The sequence below is a fragment of the Pseudomonas sp. GZD-222 genome (assembly GCF_049310525.1).
Classification (GTDB): Bacteria; Pseudomonadota; Gammaproteobacteria; order Pseudomonadales; family Pseudomonadaceae; genus Aquipseudomonas.
Map to the genome: position 1 here is coordinate 70,130 of NZ_JBMOWO010000118.1, position 19,786 is coordinate 89,915.

General features: G+C 61.1%; 18 protein-coding genes and 3 pseudogenes. 8 read left to right on the top strand and 13 right to left on the bottom strand.

Going from position 1 to position 19,786, the window contains the following annotated elements:
• Positions 1-130 precede the first annotated feature (130 nt).
• The 4 genes from ACO6VD_RS22945 to ACO6VD_RS22960 are packed head-to-tail and all read left to right on the top strand — an operon-like array spanning position 131 to position 2,112.
• On the top strand, positions 131-700 hold the full coding sequence (locus ACO6VD_RS22945) for an antibiotic biosynthesis monooxygenase (protein WP_422422289.1): 570 nt from the start codon (positions 131-133) through the stop codon (positions 698-700).
• Positions 701-755: 55 nt separating this feature from the next.
• Entirely contained in the window at positions 756-1,454 is a 699-nt protein-coding gene (gene folM, locus ACO6VD_RS22950; protein WP_422422290.1) for a dihydromonapterin reductase, read from the top strand.
• Positions 1,455-1,478: 24 nt separating this feature from the next.
• Positions 1,479-1,775 carry a DUF1244 domain-containing protein gene (locus ACO6VD_RS22955; RefSeq protein ID WP_422422291.1) on the top strand — a complete coding sequence of 99 codons (297 nt, stop codon included), beginning with the start codon at positions 1,479-1,481 and terminating at the stop codon, positions 1,773-1,775.
• Positions 1,768-2,112: a HopJ type III effector protein gene (locus ACO6VD_RS22960; protein WP_422422292.1), complete on the top strand. Its 345-nt coding sequence runs from the start codon at positions 1,768-1,770 to the stop codon at positions 2,110-2,112. The genes ACO6VD_RS22955 and ACO6VD_RS22960 overlap by 8 nt, the downstream gene beginning before the upstream one ends.
• On the opposite strand, the gene ACO6VD_RS22965 is transcribed toward ACO6VD_RS22960, so the two are convergent.
• The 7 genes and pseudogenes from ACO6VD_RS22965 to ACO6VD_RS22995 all read right to left on the bottom strand — a co-directional run.
• A complete protein-coding gene (locus tag ACO6VD_RS22965) occupies positions 2,093-3,040 on the bottom strand; it encodes an alpha/beta fold hydrolase (protein WP_422422293.1) in 948 nt (315 codons plus the stop codon). The genes ACO6VD_RS22960 and ACO6VD_RS22965 overlap by 20 nt on opposite strands.
• 58 nt (positions 3,041-3,098) lie before the next feature.
• Positions 3,099-4,298: an enoyl-ACP reductase FabV gene (gene fabV, locus ACO6VD_RS22970; RefSeq protein ID WP_422422294.1), complete on the bottom strand. Its 1,200-nt coding sequence runs from the start codon at positions 4,296-4,298 to the stop codon at positions 3,099-3,101.
• A gap of 170 nt (positions 4,299-4,468) precedes the next feature.
• Positions 4,469-5,398 (bottom strand): methyl-accepting chemotaxis protein, encoded by a 930-nt coding sequence (locus ACO6VD_RS22975; protein WP_422422304.1) that lies wholly within the window; start codon positions 5,396-5,398, stop codon positions 4,469-4,471.
• Positions 5,372-6,466: pseudogene (locus tag ACO6VD_RS22980) on the bottom strand (methyl-accepting chemotaxis protein); the annotation flags it as partial. The gene ACO6VD_RS22975 and the pseudogene ACO6VD_RS22980, both read right to left, overlap by 27 nt.
• A gap of 189 nt (positions 6,467-6,655) precedes the next feature.
• On the bottom strand, positions 6,656-7,489 hold the full coding sequence (gene ampE / locus ACO6VD_RS22985; protein WP_422422295.1) for a regulatory signaling modulator protein AmpE: 834 nt from the start codon (positions 7,487-7,489) through the stop codon (positions 6,656-6,658).
• On the bottom strand, positions 7,486-8,052 hold the full coding sequence (gene ampD / locus ACO6VD_RS22990; RefSeq protein ID WP_422422296.1) for a 1,6-anhydro-N-acetylmuramyl-L-alanine amidase AmpD: 567 nt from the start codon (positions 8,050-8,052) through the stop codon (positions 7,486-7,488). The genes ampE and ampD overlap by 4 nt, the downstream gene beginning before the upstream one ends.
• A gap of 179 nt (positions 8,053-8,231) precedes the next feature.
• Positions 8,232-9,575: pseudogene (locus ACO6VD_RS22995) on the bottom strand (DUF1631 family protein); the annotation flags it as partial.
• Positions 9,576-9,724: 149 nt separating this feature from the next.
• On the opposite strand from ACO6VD_RS22995, the gene nadC reads away from it, so the two are divergent.
• Positions 9,725-10,573, top strand: a complete 849-nt coding sequence (gene nadC / locus ACO6VD_RS23000) for a carboxylating nicotinate-nucleotide diphosphorylase (protein ID WP_400170976.1) — start codon at positions 9,725-9,727, stop codon at positions 10,571-10,573.
• A gap of 64 nt (positions 10,574-10,637) precedes the next feature.
• Here nadC and trxB read toward each other — a convergent pair whose 3' ends face one another.
• The gene (trxB, locus tag ACO6VD_RS23005) at positions 10,638-11,594 is read right to left on the bottom strand and encodes a thioredoxin-disulfide reductase (protein ID WP_133216765.1); all 957 of its coding nucleotides are present in this window, start codon (positions 11,592-11,594) and stop codon (positions 10,638-10,640) included.
• Positions 11,595-11,730: 136 nt separating this feature from the next.
• Positions 11,731-12,330 (bottom strand): peroxiredoxin, encoded by a 600-nt coding sequence (locus tag ACO6VD_RS23010; RefSeq protein WP_010223549.1) that lies wholly within the window; start codon positions 12,328-12,330, stop codon positions 11,731-11,733.
• Between the two features lie 266 nt (positions 12,331-12,596).
• Between ACO6VD_RS23010 and cysZ the strand changes: the two genes are divergently transcribed.
• Positions 12,597-13,322: a sulfate transporter CysZ gene (cysZ, locus tag ACO6VD_RS23015; protein WP_422422297.1), complete on the top strand. Its 726-nt coding sequence runs from the start codon at positions 12,597-12,599 to the stop codon at positions 13,320-13,322.
• Between the two features lie 9 nt (positions 13,323-13,331).
• On the opposite strand, the gene ACO6VD_RS23020 is transcribed toward cysZ, so the two are convergent.
• A complete protein-coding gene (locus ACO6VD_RS23020; RefSeq protein WP_422422298.1) occupies positions 13,332-14,261 on the bottom strand; it encodes a LysR family transcriptional regulator in 930 nt (309 codons plus the stop codon).
• A gap of 114 nt (positions 14,262-14,375) precedes the next feature.
• Here ACO6VD_RS23020 and ACO6VD_RS23025 point away from each other — a divergent pair, with 114 nt between their 5' ends.
• Complete coding sequence (locus ACO6VD_RS23025) at positions 14,376-15,716, top strand: amidohydrolase (RefSeq protein ID WP_422422299.1); 1,341 nt, start codon at positions 14,376-14,378, stop codon at positions 15,714-15,716.
• A 110-nt stretch (positions 15,717-15,826) separates the two neighbouring features.
• On the opposite strand, the gene ACO6VD_RS23030 is transcribed toward ACO6VD_RS23025, so the two are convergent.
• Both ACO6VD_RS23030 and ACO6VD_RS23035 read right to left on the bottom strand, forming a co-directional pair.
• Positions 15,827-16,387 (bottom strand): methyl-accepting chemotaxis protein, encoded by a 561-nt coding sequence (locus tag ACO6VD_RS23030; RefSeq protein WP_422422305.1) that lies wholly within the window; start codon positions 16,385-16,387, stop codon positions 15,827-15,829.
• Positions 16,373-17,206: pseudogene (locus ACO6VD_RS23035) on the bottom strand (PAS domain-containing protein); the annotation flags it as partial. The gene ACO6VD_RS23030 and the pseudogene ACO6VD_RS23035, both read right to left, overlap by 15 nt.
• Before the next feature lie 115 nt (positions 17,207-17,321).
• Here ACO6VD_RS23035 and ACO6VD_RS23040 point away from each other — a divergent pair.
• Positions 17,322-18,539, top strand: coding sequence for a glycosyltransferase family 4 protein (locus ACO6VD_RS23040; RefSeq protein WP_422422300.1), 1,218 nt, complete (start codon positions 17,322-17,324; stop codon positions 18,537-18,539).
• Here ACO6VD_RS23040 and ACO6VD_RS23045 read toward each other — a convergent pair.
• The gene (locus ACO6VD_RS23045) at positions 18,508-19,611 is read right to left on the bottom strand and encodes an NADH:flavin oxidoreductase (RefSeq protein ID WP_422422301.1); all 1,104 of its coding nucleotides are present in this window, start codon (positions 19,609-19,611) and stop codon (positions 18,508-18,510) included. The genes ACO6VD_RS23040 and ACO6VD_RS23045 overlap by 32 nt on opposite strands.
• Between the last annotated feature and the right edge of the window lie 175 nt (positions 19,612-19,786).

A 19,786-nucleotide genomic window follows, 5' to 3' on the forward strand; every position in this document is an offset into this window, starting at 1 on the left:
ACACTGACGAGTCAGGTTATTTCAGGAATAATCCGTGCCCGCTTTTTGCATGCAAGCCGATGCCGTCCACCACCCCGGACGCATTACAGGGGCAGGCCACCCGCCGCGCCCCGTTGCCAGGAGATACACAATGTCTACCCCACCCGTCACCCTCATGGTGACGCGCCGCGTCGCCGAAGGCCGCTATCAGGACCTGATGAGCTGGCTGCACGAAGGCGAACAGCTGGCCACCGACTTTACCGGCTACCTGGGCTCTGGCGTCCTTGCACCACCGCCGCACGGTGACGAGTTCCAGATCATCTTTCGTTTCACCAACGAGCAGACCATGCAGGCCTGGGAGCACTCGGCCTCGCGCAAGGCCTGGCTGGCGCGCGGCAATGGCCTGTTCGAACAGCCGCAAGAACTGCGGGCCAGTGGCCTGGACGGCTGGTTTGGCAGCAATCCGGTGCAGCGCCCGCCGCGCTGGAAACAAGCCGTGGCCATCTGGCTGGCGTTCTTTCCGGTCTCGTTGTTGTTCAACCTGGTGTTCGGCCACTGGTTGAGTGCCCTGGACCTGGTGCCACGGGTGCTGCTCAGCACGCTGGGGTTGACACCACTGATGGTGTATTTTTTCATTCCGTTATCCACCCGCCTGCTGGCCAACTGGCTCAATGCCCCGCCACGCCACTGCGGGCCGCAGGGTGCGCGCAATCCGGTCTAGTTCGGGTATGCTGGGGGTTATCCACGCGAACCTGTAAAAGTTGACCGCCCCCACCATGAACAGCCCAATTCTTGTCACCGGAGCCAGCCAGCGAGTCGGACTGGCGTTGGCCCTGAACCTGGCGCAGGCCGGCCATACCGTGGTCAGCGCCAGCCGCAGCAAAAGCCCTGAGGCGATGCACCCGAACATTATCCAGTTCCAGGCCGACCTGTGCCGGGAAGAGGACCGCCAGGCCCTGATCGAGCACCTGCAGAGCAACTATGACGGCCTGCGGGCGATCATTCACAACGCCTCGTTGTGGCTCGATGACGACCTGGCCAACCTCAACACCATGTTCAAACTGCATGTCGAAGCGCCCTATCACTTGAACCTGGCGCTCGGCGAGCAACTGTTGAAGATGGCCAAGGCCGACATCATCCATATCTGCGACGAGACCTCCTCACGCGGCAGCAAGAGCCATATCGGTTATGCCGCCACCAAGGCCGCCCTGCAGAACATGGTTTTGTCGTTCGCCGAGAAGTACGCGCCGGTGGTCCGGGTCAACGCGATCCTGCCGGGGCTGCTGATCCTCAAGGAAGGCGGCGACGAAGCGTACCGCCGGCAAACCCTGAAAAAGGCCCTGCTGGAATTCGAACCCGGCGCCCAGCCACTGATCGAGGCGGTGCAGTTCCTCCTCGAAAGCCAGTACAGCACCGGCAGCAACGTGGTCATCAACGGTGGCCGCCATCTGAAAAACCGCATCGCGGTAGACTGAATTGTCCTTGTCACGAGAATGACCATGAACGACCAACAGAAACTCGAGCTCGAAGCCGCGGCCTTCCGCCGCCTGGTGGCTCACCTGGACAGCCGCAAGGATGTGCAGAATATTGACCTGATGAACCTCTCCGGCTTCTGCCGCAACTGCCTGTCCAAGTGGTACAAGGCCGCGGCCGATGAGCGTTCGATCGAGCTGAGCATGGATGAGGCCCGCGAAGTGGTCTACGGCATGCCTTACGCCGAATGGAAAGCCCAATACCAGAAAGAAGCCAGCGCCGAACAGCAAGCGGCGTTCGCCAAAGGAAAGCCTAATGACTGATCTGAACACCCTGCGCAACAGCCTGAAGACCGGCGAACATCAATTCGCCGACACCCTGGCCTTCATCGCCGCCCACTACGACTACCAGCCGCAAGCGTTCAACAACGGCGGTGTGGAAAGTGCTGCCGGGCAGAACGAAGGCTCGTGCAAAACCCTGGGCCTGGCCCTGCTTGAAGGCCTGAGCGATGAAGAAGCGCTGCTGGCATTCGGCGAACACTACCGCTCGGTACTGGCCACTCCTGAAGGCAGCGACCACGGCAACATCCGTGCACTGATCCAGCACGGCCTGATCGGAGTGAAGTTCTCCGCCCAGCCGCTCAAGGCCCGCCAGGCGTAAGCAAGCGCCCCGGCGTACCTTCGGCCAGTTGTCCTTGCTGCAGCCATTGCAGGGCAATTGGCCAGAGCCGGGTTTGAAAGCGATTGTGGAAAAAGGCGAAATGGCCGATCTGCGCCTCGTCGATGTCCGCCGGGGCAATACGCAAATGGCTGCGCGTGCTGGATTCGAAGTAAGCCAGTAGCCGCTCGATCGCCGCGACCGTGCCGAACGGATCATCGGTCAGACTGATCGCCAGGGCTTGTGCCCTGACCCGAGCAAACGGCAATTCGCCCAGGGCCTTGCCACTGGGGCGTCGCTCGTAAGCCGCCGTCAACGTACTCCAGTCCTTCACCACCCCGGCCGGGGTGTCTTCCAGCCAACCCAGGCGCTTGCCGGGAAAATAGCCGAACACGCGCGTCAGCAGCGGCATCACTACATGCCATTTGCCGAACAATTGCCAACGGCTGTCAGCGGCGTAATCACGCCAGAAGGCAAACTGCGCCCCCACCGTAACCAGCCTGCGCAACTGCCCCGCCGACGGCGCCAGCCCGGCCGCGCAACCACCAAAACTGTGACCGACGACATCAATGGGCTGCCCAGGGAACTCACGGCGGGCACGTTGCAGCATGGCCTCGAAGTCCAGCGCGCCCCAGTCGGTCCAGGATGCCTTGAAGTGGCGCATCGACGCCGGGCGCGACTCGCCAATGCCGCGATAGTCATAGGTGATGACATCGAAGCCGTGGTTGAACAGGTATTGGGCAAAACGTGCGTAATAGCTGCAGCGCACCGAAGTGGCGGCATTGATGATCACCACCGGGCGCGTGCTGTCCGGCAGTGCGTGGCGCCAGCAAAAACCGCCAAGGGAATAACCATCGCCCGCTGGTTCACGAAACGCGTGTGCCGTGTTGCTGGCGACCGGCAGAGGGGGAAATGTTTCGAGGCTGCTCATAGTGAAACCTCAAACAGTCGCTACCCCTGAGCGAACAGGGGTAGCGACGATGGCCTGGTTACAGCTCGATGCAGTCAAACTTCACGTCGGTGGCGACGTCGGCGTCGTAGTCGACATCCGCACGCTCGAAACCGAACAGGTTGAGGAACTGCTTCTTGTAACCGGCGTAGTCGGTCATTTCGAACAGGTTCTCGGTGGTGACCTGAGGCCACAGGGCCTTGCAGGCATCCTGCACGTCATCACGCAGTTCCCAGTCGTCCAGACGCAGACGACCTTCTTCGTCCAGTGCTGCCGGCGCGCCATCTTCACGGTACAGACGGTCACGGAACAGGCGGTCGAGCTGATCCTGGGTACCTTCGTGTACGTTCTTTTCCTTCATGATCTTGAAGACCATCGACAGGTACAGCGGCATTACCGGGATAGCCGAGCTTGCCTGGGTTACCACGGACTTCAGGACCGCGACATTGGCGCCACCACCGACCTTCTTCTCCAGGCGCTTGGCGGTTGCGTCCAGGTCCATCTTGGCCTTGCCCAGGGCACCGTGCCAGTAGATCGGCCAGGTGATCTCAGTACCGATATAGCTGAACGCTACGGTGCGTGCTTGCGGCGCCAGTACACCGGCAGCATCCAGGGCATCGATCCACAGTTGCCAGTCCTGGCCACCCATGACGGTAACGGTGTCGGCAATTTCCTGCTCGGAGGCAGGCTCGATGGACGCCTCGATGATGGTGTCTTTGTTGGTGTCGATAGCAGTCGACTTGTACGGCTGGCCAATTGGCTTGAGTGCCGAACGCACCAGTTCGCCAGTCTTTGGCAGCTTGCGCACCGGCGAAGCCAGCGAGTAAACCACCAGGTCGACCTGGCCGCCCATTTCGTTCTTGATCAGTTCGATCACTTTGGCTCGCGCTTCGTCGGAGAAGGCGTCACCGTTGATCGACTTGCTGTACAGGCCTTCGGCCTTGGCGAACTTGTCGAAGGCTGCGGCGTTGTACCAGCCGGCAGTGCCTGGCTTGGTCTCGGTACCCGGCTTCTCGAAGAACACGCCCAGGGTATCGGCACCGAAGCCGAACGCTGCGGTGATGCGCGCTGCCAGGCCGTAGCCGCTGGAGGCACCGATCACCAGGACCTTTTTCGGACCATCCTTGCGCACGCCCTGCTTGCGGGTGGCTTCGATCTGATCACGTACGTTCAGCTCGCAACCGGTTGGATGCGTAGTGGTGCAGATAAAACCGCGAACTTTAGGGTGGATGATGGCCAATGTCTGTACCTCGTCAGTGAATATGCTGAGGGAGCCGAATCGCGGGGACTCGAGGTTCCGTTGCTGTGAGGGTGAGACTACACCCGTAGCGTTGCCGACACATCCGGCTCCCTGGAATCGTTCAGGGCGCTACTTTGTCACAGCGTGGAAAAGTTCAGCAACCGCTGATCTCAGACCCGGAACGCACCGATCAGGCGTTTCAACTCCATCACCTGCGCTGACAACTGGCGGCTGGCGTCTTCGGTCTGGTGAGCGCCCTGAGTGGTGTGCTCGGCCGCGCGGTTGATCTCGACAATGTTCTGGTCGATGTCGTGAGCGACCGCCGTCTGTTGCTCCACCGCAGCGGCAATCTGCTGGTTCTGGTCAACAATGCTGCCGACCGCGCCAAGAATGTTCTCCAGCGCCTGTTGCACCTGCTGCGATTGTCCCACCGTACCCGCAGCCACCTGATGACTGGCGTCCATGGCCTTGACCGCAGCACCGACGCCGCCCTGAAGGCGGGAAATCATTTGGTCAATTTCCTCGGTGGAATGCTGAGTACGCTTGGCCAGGGTGCGTACTTCGTCGGCGACCACCGCAAAACCACGGCCTTGCTCCCCGGCCCGCGCCGCCTCGATCGCAGCATTGAGCGCCAGCAGGTTGGTTTGCTCGGCAATGCTTTTGATCACTTCCAGTACGCGGCTGATGGCCTGACTGTCGCTGGCCAGTTGGTTGATCACCACCACGGATTGATCGATTTCACCGGCCAGGCGCGCGATATTGCCCTGCTGCGTCTCGACCATGCCGCGGCCACTGACCGTTTCCTGATTGACGCTGTGGGCACTGTTGACCGCAGCGGCTGCGCTACGCGCCACTTCCTGGGCGGTGGCCGACATCTGGTTCATGGCGGTGGCCACCTGTTCGATCTGCCCGCGCTGACCGCTGACCGCCTGGTTGCTGCGCGCCGATACCGCGTGCACCTGCTCGGCCTGGCGTTCGACTTCAACCACGGTATGACCGACCTGCTCGATCAGGTCGTGAATGCGCTGCACAGTGCCATTGAACACCTGGCCCAGCTCCCCCAGTTCATCACGGCTGTTGGCGCGAAAGGTCACGGTCATGTCCCCGGCGGCAACCTTGTCCATGACCGCACCCAGGCTTTTCAGGGTATGCCGGGTCGATGCGTAGAAGCCACCGTAGAGATAAACGATCAGCAAAAACACACCGGCCAGTGCCGACACCAACAGGATCATGTGCAAGCGATGCTCACCCAGACGCTGTTGCAATTGCTGATCGAGAAACTCGGCGGTTGCCGTGTTGAGTGCGTAGGTCTGCGCCATCAGCTTGCTGACCTGCTGATAGAACGCTGGCCACGGGGCGTCAAGGGTTTCGGCCATGACCACCTGTTCTTCGAACAGCTCGCTGGCCTGTTTCAAAGACGCCTGACTGCTGCTTGCCAGACTACCCAGACGCGCCTGCGCTGCGGGCTCGGTGGCCAATGCATCCTGGAGGCTTAGGGCATAGTTGGCCGCCAGTTTGTCCAGTTGCTGCAGCAAATCTTCAAAACGGGTACTGACCGCCGAGTTGAGAAAACCCTGGCCCAGGGAATAGGCGCCCATGGCCCGGCCCTCACCCAATGTCTGGGTGACTTGTGGCGTGACGCTGGTCATCAGCTCGGTAAGTTGGCGAATCGCCGCATCGCTGTCCTGATTGAGCCCGGCCTGGCTGGCGATCATCTTGCTCAGCACCTGGGCCTGACCCAACAGCTTGTCCAGGTAGGCGACCTTGCTCGTCAGCGAAGACTCTGCCTGGGCAGCCTTGAGCTGACTGAGCATTTCATCGCGCTTGTCATGAAGGTCCTTGGCCTGGGTCTCATCGGCAATGACCGCTGTCAGTCCCGACAAGCGCTTGAGCACTTGTTGCTCAAGCGCGGCAATCTGCACCTCGAGATCCGCAGCCTTGCCCGACTGGCCGAGCACTGCATTGATCTGCACCAGATTGCCCAGGGTTTCCAGGTCGCTGCGCAAGACCATGCTGTTGCCCAATAGCTCAAGGCTCTTCAGCTCGACCTGGGTGGCATGGAATTTGGAATAAGAATCGTGGACCAGGTAATAGTTGGTCACCAGCATAGGCAGGAAAAACAGGATACTGATCAAGCTGAATTTCATCCCGAAACTCAGCCGATTCATCAGCGCGATGGCCGGATACAACAGACTCTTCACGGGTGGTCCCCTCCGATTCTTATTGTTATGCGCGCACAATGGCACTAGGCCACTGATGGTCGTCACCAGCACCTGTATAACGCATATCGGAACGGGGTTTTGTAACTTAAGGTAAATCGATGCGCGGGCAGACCAGCGGCTGCCCCGCCATCCGCTTCAGCCCAGTACGGTCCACAGGGCAAAACAGGCATACCAGAGCACTGCGGAGCGCAGCAGCAACTCCCACAGCGAGTCCAGTCCGACCAGGCCATCGGGCCCAGAAGGCACATTTGCCGGGGTATCGCCGGCGACCTCGCCGACCGCAGCGATCAGCCTGGGCGCGCTGATATGCCAGTTAAGCAGCTCATGCAGCATCACCCGGCTGACGGCGACAAAGTTGCCGACCAGGGCAAAGCTCACACCCAACACCCGCACCGGCGCCCAATCGAAGGCATGGCGCAATTGCTGGGCGCGTTCACGCAAGGCGGTCGAATGGGCATGCTCGACAGTCAGCGCCAGCAAGCGGTAAGCCAGCGCTGCGGCCGGCCCCAACAGCACATACCAGAAAATCACCACAAAGAAGCTTTGGTATGCCTGCCACAGCAGATGGCCCTGAACCCGCCCGAGCAACGATGAAGCGTCGTCCCCGGTCACGCCCAGGTCACGCTCGGCGACATGCACCGCCGCCTGTTCGTCACCCCGTCGCCAGGCATCGCGAAAAGGCCCGAGCGAAGCCTTGACATCGCCGCGCCCCAGGCTGTAGATCAACACCAGCAGATGCACCGGTAGCGCCAGCAGGCCATAGGCAACCGGCTCCAGTACGTGAACCAGCAACGCCACCACGACAACCGGCAACAGTACCAGCACTGACAGCAGCCACCAGGGGTGGGCCTTGCCGGTGCGTTCCAGACGCGCCAGTTCAGTGCGAAAGAAACCGTCGCGCTGCAGTTGCTGGCGCAATGCCGAGAATTTCTCGACCCACAGCACCAGTAACAACACCAGAAAACTCATGATCTGTCCTCGTTGTCCTTGAGGGCCGCACGGTAGCGCGGCCAGTCGAAAGCCGGGCCCGGATCGGTCTTGCGCCCCGGGGCGATATCGCTGTGCCCCTGGATCCGCTGTTCGTCGATGTGTGGCCAGGCCGCCTGGATCTGCCGCGTCAGCTGCTGCAGCGCCTGATACTGGGCATCGGTGAACGGCAGCTCGTCGGTGCCTTCAAGTTCAATGCCGATGGAAAAGTCGTTACACGCCTCGCGTCCGCCAAAGCAGGACACCCCGGCGTGCCAGGCACGGTCCAGACAGGAGACAAACTGAGTGATCTTGCCGTCACGTTCGATGAGAAAATGCGCCGATACGCGCAGGTGCTTGATCCCTTCGAAATAGGGATGTTCGTCAGGGTCGAGGCGATTCTGGAAAAATTCCTGGACCTTGCCGGTGGCGAACTGCGCGGGCGGCAGGCTGATGTTGTGAATCACCAGCAGGGAGATGACCTCGCCATCGGCGCGGGCATTGAAGTTCGGCGAAGGACAATGGGTGATACCGGCGAACCAACCTGTAGTGCGGTCCAGTTGCATAGAAGATCCTGAGGCACGAGAGCACCCTTTCAGTATGCCCCGAGGCGTGCAGGGATGCATTGATAAAAACGTGCAGGAAACTAGCCGGGCTGATGCCGGCGCAGCTGACTGAGCACCGAATTCAGCGTCCGCTCGAACAGCAGTGTGTCTTCAGGCTGGGGGCAGACCGGCAGATTGAGCTGGGCAAGCAGATCGGAAAAGATCAACGGATCATCGTCGAAGTCATTGAGCAAATGTTGAACGACGTGCTCCAGCCGCAGGTAAACCGCTTCGCGCTGGCCATCGTCACTCGCGCCCAGGGCCACTGTGGCGATGTCATTGAACAGACGCCGGGCCGGATGACTGCTGCGGCCAAAGAGGCCCTTGTCCAGCAGCGCAGCCTTGAGCACGGGGATCTGCATGCGTCCAATCAAGGTGCGCAGCGAATGCGGCAGGTTGCGGTCGCCGAGAATGCAATCGAAGCACATCGCGATCAGGTTGATCACATCCTCATCAGCCCCTTCGACCTTGCGACAGGTGCCACTTTTCACGCTGACCCGCGTGAGCAATTGCTCAAGCTGCTGGTGCAGGTCGAACTCGTCGACCTGGCCGATTGCCGGCACATAGTGCTGCAGGTGTGAGAGCAGGCGCAGCAGGTCGCGGGTACTGATCGGCTGCATCGGGTTGCACGACTCAAAGCGTGGCGCAACACGTCCGCGTACGCTCGACAGCAAGCGCTGCAAAGAGACAAACACCGCCTGTTCGTGGGCATCGAGCTGCACCGCCTGCCCTGCTCCCGGGCCGGCCAGCCCCTGTGAACTCGGCGTCGGTCGCGCCTCGGCACGCCGCCGGTGCACCGTTTTGAGTTCGGGTAGCACGCCGGTCGCCATCAGCAACTGGTTGGCTTCACCGTAGAGCTGCGCGGCATCCTGCAGGACATAGCGCTCGAACAGTTTGAGGATGATCAGCTTGACCTTGATGCCAACCCCCAGGGTGCGCCCGGCCTGGAGGAAGTACTCACAGAGCATTGCCGGCCCCAGGGGATTGCGCCGGTCGTCCAGGGTCTGGCCGGTCAAGGCGGAAAAACGCAGGGTCAACTGGTTGAGGGCAAAGCCATCACGGGCCAGGATGCGCTCGACCATAGCCTTCAGCGCGACACTGCGTTCGTGTTCATCACTGGCCACCGATGCCGTCTTGTCATCGTTGCCGGGCGGCACGGACAATGGCATTGGCTCGACCCGGCCGATCCGCAGGAAAGCTTCATCGAAGCGCTCAAGGTAGCCACGCTCGATGTTCTTGCGCTTCAGGCGCAGGTCGCGCATGGCTTCGAAGAGGGCGTTCTGCTCGCTGCTGCTCTGCGCTTTGTCAGCCATCTCGAACAGGGTGTCGTCAGCATTGTCGAACAAGGCCTTCAGGCCTTGGCGCAGATACAACGCGGCGTTATCACGAACCTGCAGAAGCACCACGGGCAGACGAGCAAGAGGCGCGTTGATCGCCTGATCGATGGCTGCCTTTAATGGCACCACCCTCCCGTCTTTGTGCATCCCGTACTCCTTGCAGGGTAATCTTGAAATAAAGCGCCAGATCGTCAAAGCCATGACGTCAAATACAAGTCGCATTATCTGGGAAAATCAGGCCACTCGCCAGCGCGGGCTGCCCTATAATCGCGGGCAATTAGCTTGTGGAGCCTGCCATGCCGAATTTACGCCTCGCCGACCTGACCGCCGAAATCGAAGCCAATGTGCGCCGTGCGCTGCTTGAAGACATCGGCAGCGGCGACATCACCGCCCAATTGATCCCGGCCGAACGCCTGGCCAAGGCCACCATCATTACCCGGGATGATTGCGTAATCGCCGGGACTGCCTGGGTCGACGCGGTGTTTCGTCAGCTCGATCCGCGGGTGGCGGTGCACTGGCAGGTCAAGGATGGCGAACGCGCGCAGGCCAACCAGCCGCTGTTCCACCTTGAAGGTCCGGCCCGTTCGCTCTTGACCGGTGAACGCAGCGCGCTGAACTTCCTGCAGATGCTTTCGGGCGTGGCGACTCGCGCGCAGTTCCTTGCCGACAAAGTCGCCGACACCCAGGTCAAACTGCTCGACACCCGCAAGACCCTGCCGGGCCTGCGCCTGGCGCAGAAGTACGCGGTCACCTGTGGCGGTTGCCACAACCACCGCATCGGTCTGTTCGATGCCTTCCTGATCAAGGAAAACCACATTGCTGCCAGCGGCGGCATTGCCCAGGCCATCAGCGCCGCCCACAAGATCGCCCCCGGCAAGCCGGTGGAGGTTGAAGTGGAAAGCCTGGACGAGCTCAAGCAAGCCCTGGATGCCGGTGCCGACATCGTCATGCTCGACGAGTTGAGCCTCGATGATATGCGCGAAGCCGTACGCCTGAACGCCGGCAAGGCCAAGCTCGAAGCCAGCGGAGGGGTCAACGAAAGCACCCTGCGGGTGATTGCCGAGACGGGTGTGGACTACATCTCGATTGGCGCGATGACCAAGGATGTGAAGGCGGTGGATCTGTCCATGCGCCTCAGCCTCTGAGGGCAGCCATAAAAAAACCGGCCATCAGGCCGGTTTTTTTGTCCCGCGAGCGGGTCTGGCAGAATCAAGCGTTCTGCAGACCATCCAGGTAACGCTCGACATCCAGCGCCGCCATGCAGCCAGCACCGGCGGAGGTGATGGCCTGACGGTAAACGTGGTCAGCCACGTCGCCGGCAGCGAACACACCTTCAACGTTGGTAGCGGTAGCGTTGCCGTCACGGCCGCCGTTGACCACCAGGTAGCCGTCCTTGAGGGTCAGCTGGCCTTCGAACAGCGAAGTGTTCGGGGTGTGGCCGATAGCGATGAACACGCCGTCAACCTTGATCTCGTCGAAGCTGCCGTCGTTGTTCTTCAGGCGCGCACCGGTGACACCCATGTCGTCGCCCAGGACTTCGTCGAGGGTGGCGTTGAGTTTCAGCTCGATCTTGCCTTCGGCAACGCGGGCATTGAGCTTGTCGATCAGGATCTTCTCGGCGCGGAAGGTCTCGCGACGGTGAACCAGGGTGACCTTGCTGGCGATGTTGGCCAGGTACAGGGCCTCTTCAACCGCAGTGTTACCACCGCCGACCACGGCTACCGGCTTGTTGCGGTAGAAGAAACCGTCGCAGGTCGCGCAGGCGGAAACGCCTTTGCCCATGAACGCTTCTTCCGATGGCAGGCCGAGGTAGCGAGCGCTGGCACCGGTGGCGATGATCAGGGCGTCGCAGGTGTAGGTGGCGCTGTCGCCTTTGAGGGTGTACGGCTTGCTGGCCAGGTCAACGGCGTTGATATGGTCGAACACCACTTCGGTTTCGAAGCGTTCAGCGTGTTCCTGCATACGCTGCATCAGCGCCGGGCCGGTCAGGCCGTGGGCGTCGCCCGGCCAGTTGTCGACTTCGGTGGTGGTGGTCAGCTGGCCGCCAGCCTGCATGCCGGTGATCAGCAACGGCTTGAGGTTGGCACGCGCGGCATAGACCGCAGCACTGTAACCGGCTGGGCCGGAGCCGAGAATAATCACTCGCGAATGACGTACTTCAGACATGACACTCTCCTGTCGAAGCGGACGCTGGATTGTCCGCTACGTAACGCCGGGGTTGCCGGCTGGAATAAAAAAGAACCCGCGAAGCACTTGGGGAAGGCTTTTGGCCGCAGGTCCTGAAAATCGTTGAATCCAGGCTTTACAGGCTGGCAGCGTTTTCCGCCAGGTAGTCGGCAACGCCCTTGGCGTCAGCCTTCATGCCTTTCTGGCCTGGACGCCAGCCGGCTGGGCAGACTTCGCCGTGCTGTTCAGTGAACTGCAGGGCTTCGACCAGACGGATCATCTCGTCGACTTCGCGACCCAGCGGCAGGTTGTTGACCACCTGGTGCTGAACCACGCCTTGCTGGTCGATCAGGAACGAGGCACGCAGTGCCACGCCGTCATCGTGCTCGATACCGTAGGCACGGGTGATCTCGTGCTTGACGTCGGCAACCATGGTGAACTCGACTGCGCCGATCCCGCCCTTTTCAACCGGCGTGCTGCGCCAGGCGTGGTGGGTAAACTGCGAATCGATGGAAACGCCAACCACTTCAACACCCAGCTCACGGAATTTGTCCATGCGGTTGTTGTGGGCAATGATTTCCGACGGACAGACAAAGGTGAAGTCCAGCGGCCAGAAGAACAGCACGACGTATTTGCCGCGCAGCGAAGAAAGCTTGAAGCTGTCGACGATCGAACCGTCGCCCAGCACTGCCGCCGCATCGAAATCAGGGGCTTGCTTGTTGACCAGAATGCTCATGAAAACTCCTTGAAGATTTGAATTCGAAGGCGTTGAAAAGATGTGCGCACTTTAGCGAGGCCGCAGAGATTAAGGAAATATCCTTAGACAATCCACCTTATAGGCCGACTCTATTCATCATCAGGGACTACAGCTGTTTGCCTATGAAGCTAGGCCCTGTAGCTTGCCGAGCTTTTGTTACAGCCCGTGTCCCCGCTTGCGCCACGCTTTCGTCGGCCGCTCAAACTCGGTAAGGTCAGCGCGTTTGCCTTTACCCGGAGTTCCCTATGCAAGCCCCTGTCCTCTCTGGCCCTCAGTACCTGCGCGAAGGACTGAAACTGGTCCTGAGCCCGAGCCTGCGCCTGTTCGTGTTGCTGCCCCTGGCAGTCAACCTGCTGCTGTTCGTCGGCCTGATCTATTTTGCTGGCCATCAGTTCAGCCTCTGGGTCGATTCACTGATGCCCAGCCTGCCGAGCTGGCTGAGTTTCCTCAATTATGTAATCTGGCCGCTGTTCGTGCTGCTGGTGGCGCTGATGGTGTTCTTCACCTTCACCATGCTGGCCAACATTATTGCTGCGCCGTTCAATGGCTTTCTCGCGGAAAAGGTCGAAGTGGTGGTACGTGGCACCGACGATTTCCCCGCCTTCAGCTGGGCTGAACTGGCGGCCATGGTGCCGCGCACCCTGGGCCGCGAGATGCGCAAGCTGGGGTATTTCCTGCCACGGGCGATTGCCCTGTTCATCCTCTCGCTGATCCCGGTGATCAACATCATCGCCGCACCGTTGTGGCTGCTGTTCGGTATCTGGATGATGGCCATCCAGTACATCGACTACCCGGCGGATAACCACAAGATGAGCTGGCAGGACATGCTCGCCTGGCTGCGCGAAAAGCGCTGGCAGAGCCTGGGCTTTGGCGGCTCGGTGTACCTGGTGCTGCTGGTGCCGTTCCTCAATATCCTGATGATGCCGGCCGCCGTGGCGGGCGCCACGTTGTTCTGGGTGCGTGAGCGCTGATCGCGGCGCTCAGGCGGCGGCCTTGATCAACTCGATGGCCTGACGCGCAATCGGCGACAACGTACGCCCCGCATGACAGACAATCGCACTGGCGATGCTGCAGCCGCCACCGGGAAAACCGGGCTGCAGCAACGCACCCAGGTCGCGGATCGCACCAGTGCGCAAATCTTCCTCAAGCCAGGCTCGCCAAGTAAATAGCAGCGAGTCGCTACCCAGCGTCGTCCCCCGCAACAACTGCAAGTCATTGCAGCCCAGGTCCAGCGGCGCCACCGTGCCTTCGGCCAACCCCAACAGTTCACGCAAGCGTGCCGGGGCTATCTCATCGAAGAGCACCGAACTCCACGGATAGTCCAGCAGCTGCTGGCGACTGGGTGCGGACCTTTGCTCAATCAGCGGGTGATCGCCCCGGCAAAACACGGAAGCAGGCACCGCAGGTAACGGGGTGATATCGAATCGCGGATCGGTCTGGCGGGCCGGGTCACAGGTGTAGGCGACGAAGAACTCGATCTGATCCTGTTCCAGACGCTGAACCAGCTGGTTCCAGTGGTTGACTTCGACCTTCATCACCAGCTTGGGAAGACGCTTGCGCAACACGGTCAGCGCATCCTGCAGGTACAAGTTGGCCGCCATCATGCCGGCGCCGAAATTCAACTCGCCGCCTTGTGCCTGGGCAATGTGATTGGCCTCGGCAACCAGCCGCCCGGCACAACCGAGCAACTCTCGCCCGCTTGCCAACAGTTGCCGCCCGGCGGCGGTGAGCATCACCGAACGGGTGTCACGGTCGAACAGGCGCACGCCGAGATCGGCTTCCAGTGACTGAATGCTGCGGCTGAAGGCAGTCTGCGAAAGGTTGGCCCGCTCGGCCGCTCGGGAGAAGTGCAACTCCTCGCTGAGCAACACCAGATGGCGAATTCGCTTCAAATCAATTGATTCGGTCACCGCATCAATCCTTGATTATTTTTGCATTGGACGCACCAGGCATAGATACACAGACTTGTTTGCCCATGCAACACAGCCCTCAGAACAATAATTATCCGTACAAGGATTTACGCCATGCCTTTGCCTCTTCGCCCTAGCGTTCTTGCCCTTGCCTGTTTCAGCGCCCTTTCGGCACACGCTGCGCCAACCGACCTCAACACTCGCATCGACAGTCTGGTAAAACAGGACGAGGCGCAGATGGTCGAGCTGTTCAAACAGCTGCACCGCAACCCGGAACTGGCCTTCCAGGAGAAAGAAACCGCCGCGCTGGTGGCCAAGGCGCTAAAAGCGCAGGGCTTTGAGGTGAAGACCGCAATCGGCACCACCGGCGTCGTCGGTATCCTGCGCAACGGTCCGGGGCCGGTGGTGATGTACCGCGCCGACATGGATGCCCTGCCGATCAAAGAGGCCACCGGCCTGCCCTACCAGAGCAGCAAAGTCACGCCCTGGCTCGGCAACCCCAGCCAGGCGGTCATGCATGCCTGCGGTCACGATGCGCATACCACCTGGTTGATCGAGGTGGCCAAGGTCATGGCCGAACTCAAGGACCAGTGGTCGGGTACCCTGGTACTGGTCGCACAGCCGGCGGAAGAAATCCTCGAAGGCGCCAGCGCCATGGTCAACAACGGTCTCTACGACTTTGCGCCGAAACCGGATGTGCTGCTGGCCGCGCATGTATCGCCGGTCTACCCGGCCGACAGCGTCGGCCTGCGCGAAGGGCCGCGCCTGGCCGGCACCGACCAGATCGACGTCGAGCTGCCGGGCATCGGTGGCCACGGATCAACCCCGCATGTGACCAAGGACCCGGTGGTGATGGGGGCCATGGCGGTGATGGGGTACCAGACCATCATCAGCCGCATGGTCGATCAATCCAAACCCGCGGTACTCACCGTCGGTGCCTTCCAGGCCGGGGTGAACAACAACATCATCCCGGTCGGTGCCACGCTCAAGCTCAATTTGCGCTGGTATGACCAACAGGTGCGCGATCGGCTGATTGCCGGGATCAAATCGGTCACCAGCGGCGTGCTGGTGATGAACGACATGCCGGCCGACTACCAGGCCAAATACACCATGAAGGGCTATGCCACCCCGGTGGTCAACGGCAAGGCGCAGACCGAACTGGCCCAGGCCGCGCTGGTGCAGCAGCTGGGCGCTGACAAAGTACTGCCTGGCATGCCGCCGCTGATGGGCTCGGAGGACTTTCACATGCTGGCCAGCCCTTACCCGGACACCAAGGTGCTGTTCCTTGAGGTGGGCTCGGGTAAACCGGACGTGTACAAGAACCTGATAGAGAAGAAACAACTGCCGGCGGCGATGAACCATACGCCTGGCTTTGTCGTTGAGCTGCCTGCGATTACCACCGGTGCGCGGGCAGTCACTGCCACACTAAGCGCGTTCTTCAACAAGCCGCTCTGAAGTTAGCCCCCGGTGGGAGCGGGTTTTCCCCCCCACTCCCACCCGGCAAACAAACCACAACCCCACCGCAAACCCCCCCCCCCCGAGAGTGTTCCCACGCGCTGCGGCTATCAGCTACTAAGCTGACTGGAGAACTGCCCCACCGCATTGACCACTTTCTTCGCCCCGTCCTGGATTTCGACAATCACCGTGCCAGTCTGCCCAGCCAGGGTCAGGCCCTGTTCGGCCTGGCGCTTGCTGCTGTCGATGATATCCACCGCGGCCTTGGCCAATTGTTCGTTCTGCTGCACCACACGGGCGATTTCTTCGGTGGCAGCGCTGGTACGCGAAGCCAGTTGCCGGACTTCATCAGCCACCACCGCAAAGCCACGCCCCTGCTCACCGGCGCGGGCGGCCTCGATAGCGGCGTTGAGTGCCAGCAGGTTGGTCTGGCCGGCAATGTCGCTGATGGTCTTGATGATCGAACCGATGACCTGAGACTGCTTGTCCAGCGCCTCGATGCCATTGGCCGCCTCCTGCATGGAAGACTCCAGGCCGCGCATCACCTCCACGGTCTGGGTCACCACCGCAGTGGCGCTGCGCGCGCTGTTGTCGGTTTCCAGCGACGTGCTGTAGGCAATATCCGCAGCCTGGGCCACGGCGATTTCCTGATTGACCTGATCGGTGATCACCGTGGCGAACTTGACCACTTTGTAGAGCACGTCATGGGCATCGATGATCGGGTTGTAGGAGGCCTCCAGCCACACCACCCGACCATGAGCGTCCACCCGTTTGAAGCGCTCGGCGACGAATTCGCCGCGACGCAGCTTGTCCCAGAACGCCTGGTAGCCCGGGGAGTTGTACTCCTCCGGCTCGCAGAACTGCCGATGATGCTTGCCGACCACCTGCTCCAGGCGATAGCCCATGGTCTGCAGGAAGCGATCATTGGCGGTCAGCACTTCACCTTGCAGGTTGAACTCGATCACGGCGGTAGAACGCATCAGCGCCTTGATCAGGCTTTCATGTTCACGCGAGGTTTCGATGGTGCGGGTCAGGTCGCTGGAGTGCAGGGTGAAGTACTTCAAGCGCCCTTCGCTGCTCTTCACCGGCTGCAGAATCGAGCGCAGCCAGGCCTCCTCGCCATTGCCACGGAGCAGACGGAACGCGCCGTTGAGGTGCTCGCCACGGGTAATGGCGGCCTTCATGCGCTGGTAAAAATCCAGCTGCTTGACGTGGGCCGGCACGATTTCTTCGATGTTGCGTCCGATCAATTGATGGTTGCTGTACAGCATCTCCTTCTCGAAATTGCTGTTGACCGATTCGATCCGCCCTTGGGGGTCGAGCTGCAGTACCAGCATCTCGCTGTCGAGGCTGCTCTTGACCTGCTCCATGGACAGCAGCTCTTCGCGCAGCTGGAGGTTTTCTTTTTTCAGTTTGCTGTTGAACATCAACGCTCTCCTGGAGCGAAATCGATCATTCGAATGCTTCTGCATCGGCTGATTGTCAGACATTCTTGAGTGTCTTCCTGGGAAATATTTTCTGCTGGAAAACGCCGAAAATCGGACGTCATAAATCAGTCATGAATGCGTCACAGCAGCGCAATCGAGGCCGCTGAAACTGGTCTTCATGAGCGCACCGTCCCTGCATATCACCCTGATCAGCGAAACCTTCCCACCGGAAATCAATGGCGTGGCCAATACCCTTGGCCGCCTCAGCGAAGGCTTGCTGGAGCGCGGCCATCGAGTCGAGCTGGTGCGCCCGCGCCAGGCCGATGATCCTGCGGCTGGCAATGACCAACCGCACCTGCTGTGCCGCGGCTGGCCGTTGCCGGGCTATCCGGGATTACAGTGGGGCCAGGTGTCGATGCACAAGCTGATTCGCCGCTGGCGTCGGCAGCGTCCGGACGTGCTGTACATCGCCACCGAAGGGCCGTTGGGCTTGAGTGCCCTGCGGGCCGCACGCAGGCTGGGCATCGCCGTGGTCAGCGGCTTTCACACCAACTTCCATCAGTACGCCAGCGACTACGGCCTGGGACTGCTGGCACGGATGCTCACGCATTACCTGCGCTGGTTTCATCGGCGCACACACACCACGCTGGTGCCCAGCGTCAGCCAGCGCCTTGAACTGCAACGTCGCGGCTTCGATAACCTGACCCTTCTAGGGCACGGCGTTGACAGTCAACTGTTCAACCCGGGAAGACGCAGCCAGGCGCTACGGGAACAGTGGGGCCTGGAAAATGATGACATCGCCCTGCTGCATGTCGGGCGCCTGGCGCCGGAAAAGAACCTCGGCATGCTCCAGCAATGCCTGCAGGCTGCACAACAAAACTATCCACAGCGGCGGATCAAGTTGATTGTGGTCGGCGACGGCCCGCAGCGCAGCGCGCTCCAGCAACAGTTGCCCGACGCCCTGTTCTGTGGTGCCCAACGAGGTGAAGCCCTGGCCGAACACTACGCGTCGGGAGATATTTTCCTGTTCCCCAGCCTGACCGAAACCTTCGGCAGCGTAGTGCTCGAAGCACTGGCCTCAGGGCTGGGTGTGGTGGCCTATGATCAAGCCGCCGCGGCCCAGCACATCCGTCACGGTCACAGCGGTGCGCTGGCCATGCCGGGTGATGAGGACGCGTTTATCGATGCCTGTAACTGGCTGGTGGAAGACGCCGAAGCGCTGCGTCGGGTGCGCCTGAATGCTCGCCAGCACGCCAGCCGTCAAGGCTGGCCAGCGATTGTCGAGCAGTTCGAAAGCCACCTGCACGATGCTTGCCGCCAGGGCCAGAGCACGATCGTGCGCCAGCCTCCGGCAGCCCTGACGATCAAACCAGAGTCGTCAGCGCCTCGCGGCTGAACGGTAGGATGTCCTGTTCACGGCCGTCACGGACCTTGGCGGCCCAATCCGGATCGACCAGCAAGGCGCGGCCCACGGCAACCAGATCAAACTCGTCATTGTTCAGGCGGGTCAGCAGATTCTCCAGGCTGGCCGGCTGCGCCACCTTGTCGGTAGCAACCATGAACTGCAGGAACTCGCCATCCAGGCCGACGCTGCCGACGGTAATGGTTGGCTTGCCGGTGAGCTGACGGGTCCAGCCGGCCAGGTTCAACTCGGAGCCTTCGAATTCCGGCTCCCAGAAGCGCCGGGTGGAGCAGTGGAAGATATCCACACCGGCGTCGACCAGCGGCTGCAGGAACGCACCCAGGGCCTCGGCGCTTTCGACCAGGCGAGCAGTGTAGTCCTGCTGCTTCCACTGCGAGAACCGGAAGATGATCGGGAAGTCAGGGCCGACCGCCGCGCGCACCGCTTGAATCAGTTCAATGGCAAAGCGTGAGCGCCCGGCCAGATCGCCACCGTATTCGTCAGTGCGCTGGTTGCTGGCCGCCCAGAAGAACTGGTCGATCAGGTAGCCGTGGGCCCCGTGGATCTCCACCCCGTCCATACCGATGGCCTGAGCATCGCGAGCGGCCTGGGCGAAGGCCTCGATAACCTCACGAATATCGTCATGGCTCATACCGTGGACCGCCACCTGACCGTCCTTGACCTTCTCGCTCGGACCGTAGCCGGGCACGCTGGCGTCCGGCTCGGTACCCAGACGCCGCACGCTGCCCACATGCCAGAGTTGCGGGACGATGCGTCCGCCTTCGGCATGCACGGCATCAACAACCTTTTTCCAGCCAGCCAGGGCGTCTTCGCCATGGAAGCGCGGCACGTTCGGATAGCCGTTGGCAGCCTTGTGATCGACCGTGGTACCTTCGGTAATGATCAGCCCGACACCTGCGGCGGCACGCCGACGGTAATACTCGACCACCTTGGCATGCGGCACGCCACCGGGGCAGAAGGTGCGCGTCATGGGTGCCATGACCACACGGCTTGGCAGCGCAAGAGCGCCCAGCTGGACGGGAGTGAACAGTGCGGTGGTGGACATGGGGCGCTCCAGAGAAGTAGGAATGCGCCTGAGGATAGGATGAGCCGCCTGAGTGGCCCAGTACTATTGATTTGAGTGATTTAACAGCATCGCGGGGCAAGCCCGCTCCCACCTGTAGGAGCGGGCTTGCCCCGCGATATGACTTCTCGGCCAACGCTTTTTCGATCGCCTGCAC

What these genes read in the sequence shown, in the direction of transcription:
- ACO6VD_RS23025 (WP_422422299.1), top strand. Translation starts at nt 14,376, where the DNA reads ATGCCTTTGCCTCTTCGCCCTAGCGTTCTTGCCCTTGCCTGTTTCAGC.
- trxB (WP_133216765.1), bottom strand. Translation starts at nt 11,594, where the DNA reads ATGTCTGAAGTACGTCATTCGCGAGTGATTATTCTCGGCTCCGGCCCA.
- ACO6VD_RS22960 (WP_422422292.1), top strand. Translation starts at nt 1,768, where the DNA reads ATGACTGATCTGAACACCCTGCGCAACAGCCTGAAGACCGGCGAACAT.
- ACO6VD_RS23040 (WP_422422300.1), top strand. Translation starts at nt 17,322, where the DNA reads ATGAGCGCACCGTCCCTGCATATCACCCTGATCAGCGAAACCTTCCCA.
- folM (WP_422422290.1), top strand. Translation starts at nt 756, where the DNA reads ATGAACAGCCCAATTCTTGTCACCGGAGCCAGCCAGCGAGTCGGACTG.
- ACO6VD_RS23045 (WP_422422301.1), bottom strand. Translation starts at nt 19,611, where the DNA reads ATGTCCACCACCGCACTGTTCACTCCCGTCCAGCTGGGCGCTCTTGCG.
- ampD (WP_422422296.1), bottom strand. Translation starts at nt 8,052, where the DNA reads ATGCAACTGGACCGCACTACAGGTTGGTTCGCCGGTATCACCCATTGT.
- nadC (WP_400170976.1), top strand. Translation starts at nt 9,725, where the DNA reads ATGCCGAATTTACGCCTCGCCGACCTGACCGCCGAAATCGAAGCCAAT.
- cysZ (WP_422422297.1), top strand. Translation starts at nt 12,597, where the DNA reads ATGCAAGCCCCTGTCCTCTCTGGCCCTCAGTACCTGCGCGAAGGACTG.
- ACO6VD_RS22955 (WP_422422291.1), top strand. Translation starts at nt 1,479, where the DNA reads ATGAACGACCAACAGAAACTCGAGCTCGAAGCCGCGGCCTTCCGCCGC.
- ACO6VD_RS22965 (WP_422422293.1), bottom strand. Translation starts at nt 3,040, where the DNA reads ATGAGCAGCCTCGAAACATTTCCCCCTCTGCCGGTCGCCAGCAACACG.
- ACO6VD_RS22945 (WP_422422289.1), top strand. Translation starts at nt 131, where the DNA reads ATGTCTACCCCACCCGTCACCCTCATGGTGACGCGCCGCGTCGCCGAA.
- ACO6VD_RS23010 (WP_010223549.1), bottom strand. Translation starts at nt 12,330, where the DNA reads ATGAGCATTCTGGTCAACAAGCAAGCCCCTGATTTCGATGCGGCGGCA.
- ampE (WP_422422295.1), bottom strand. Translation starts at nt 7,489, where the DNA reads ATGAGTTTTCTGGTGTTGTTACTGGTGCTGTGGGTCGAGAAATTCTCG.
- ACO6VD_RS22975 (WP_422422304.1), bottom strand. Translation starts at nt 5,398, where the DNA reads ATGACCGTGACCTTTCGCGCCAACAGCCGTGATGAACTGGGGGAGCTG.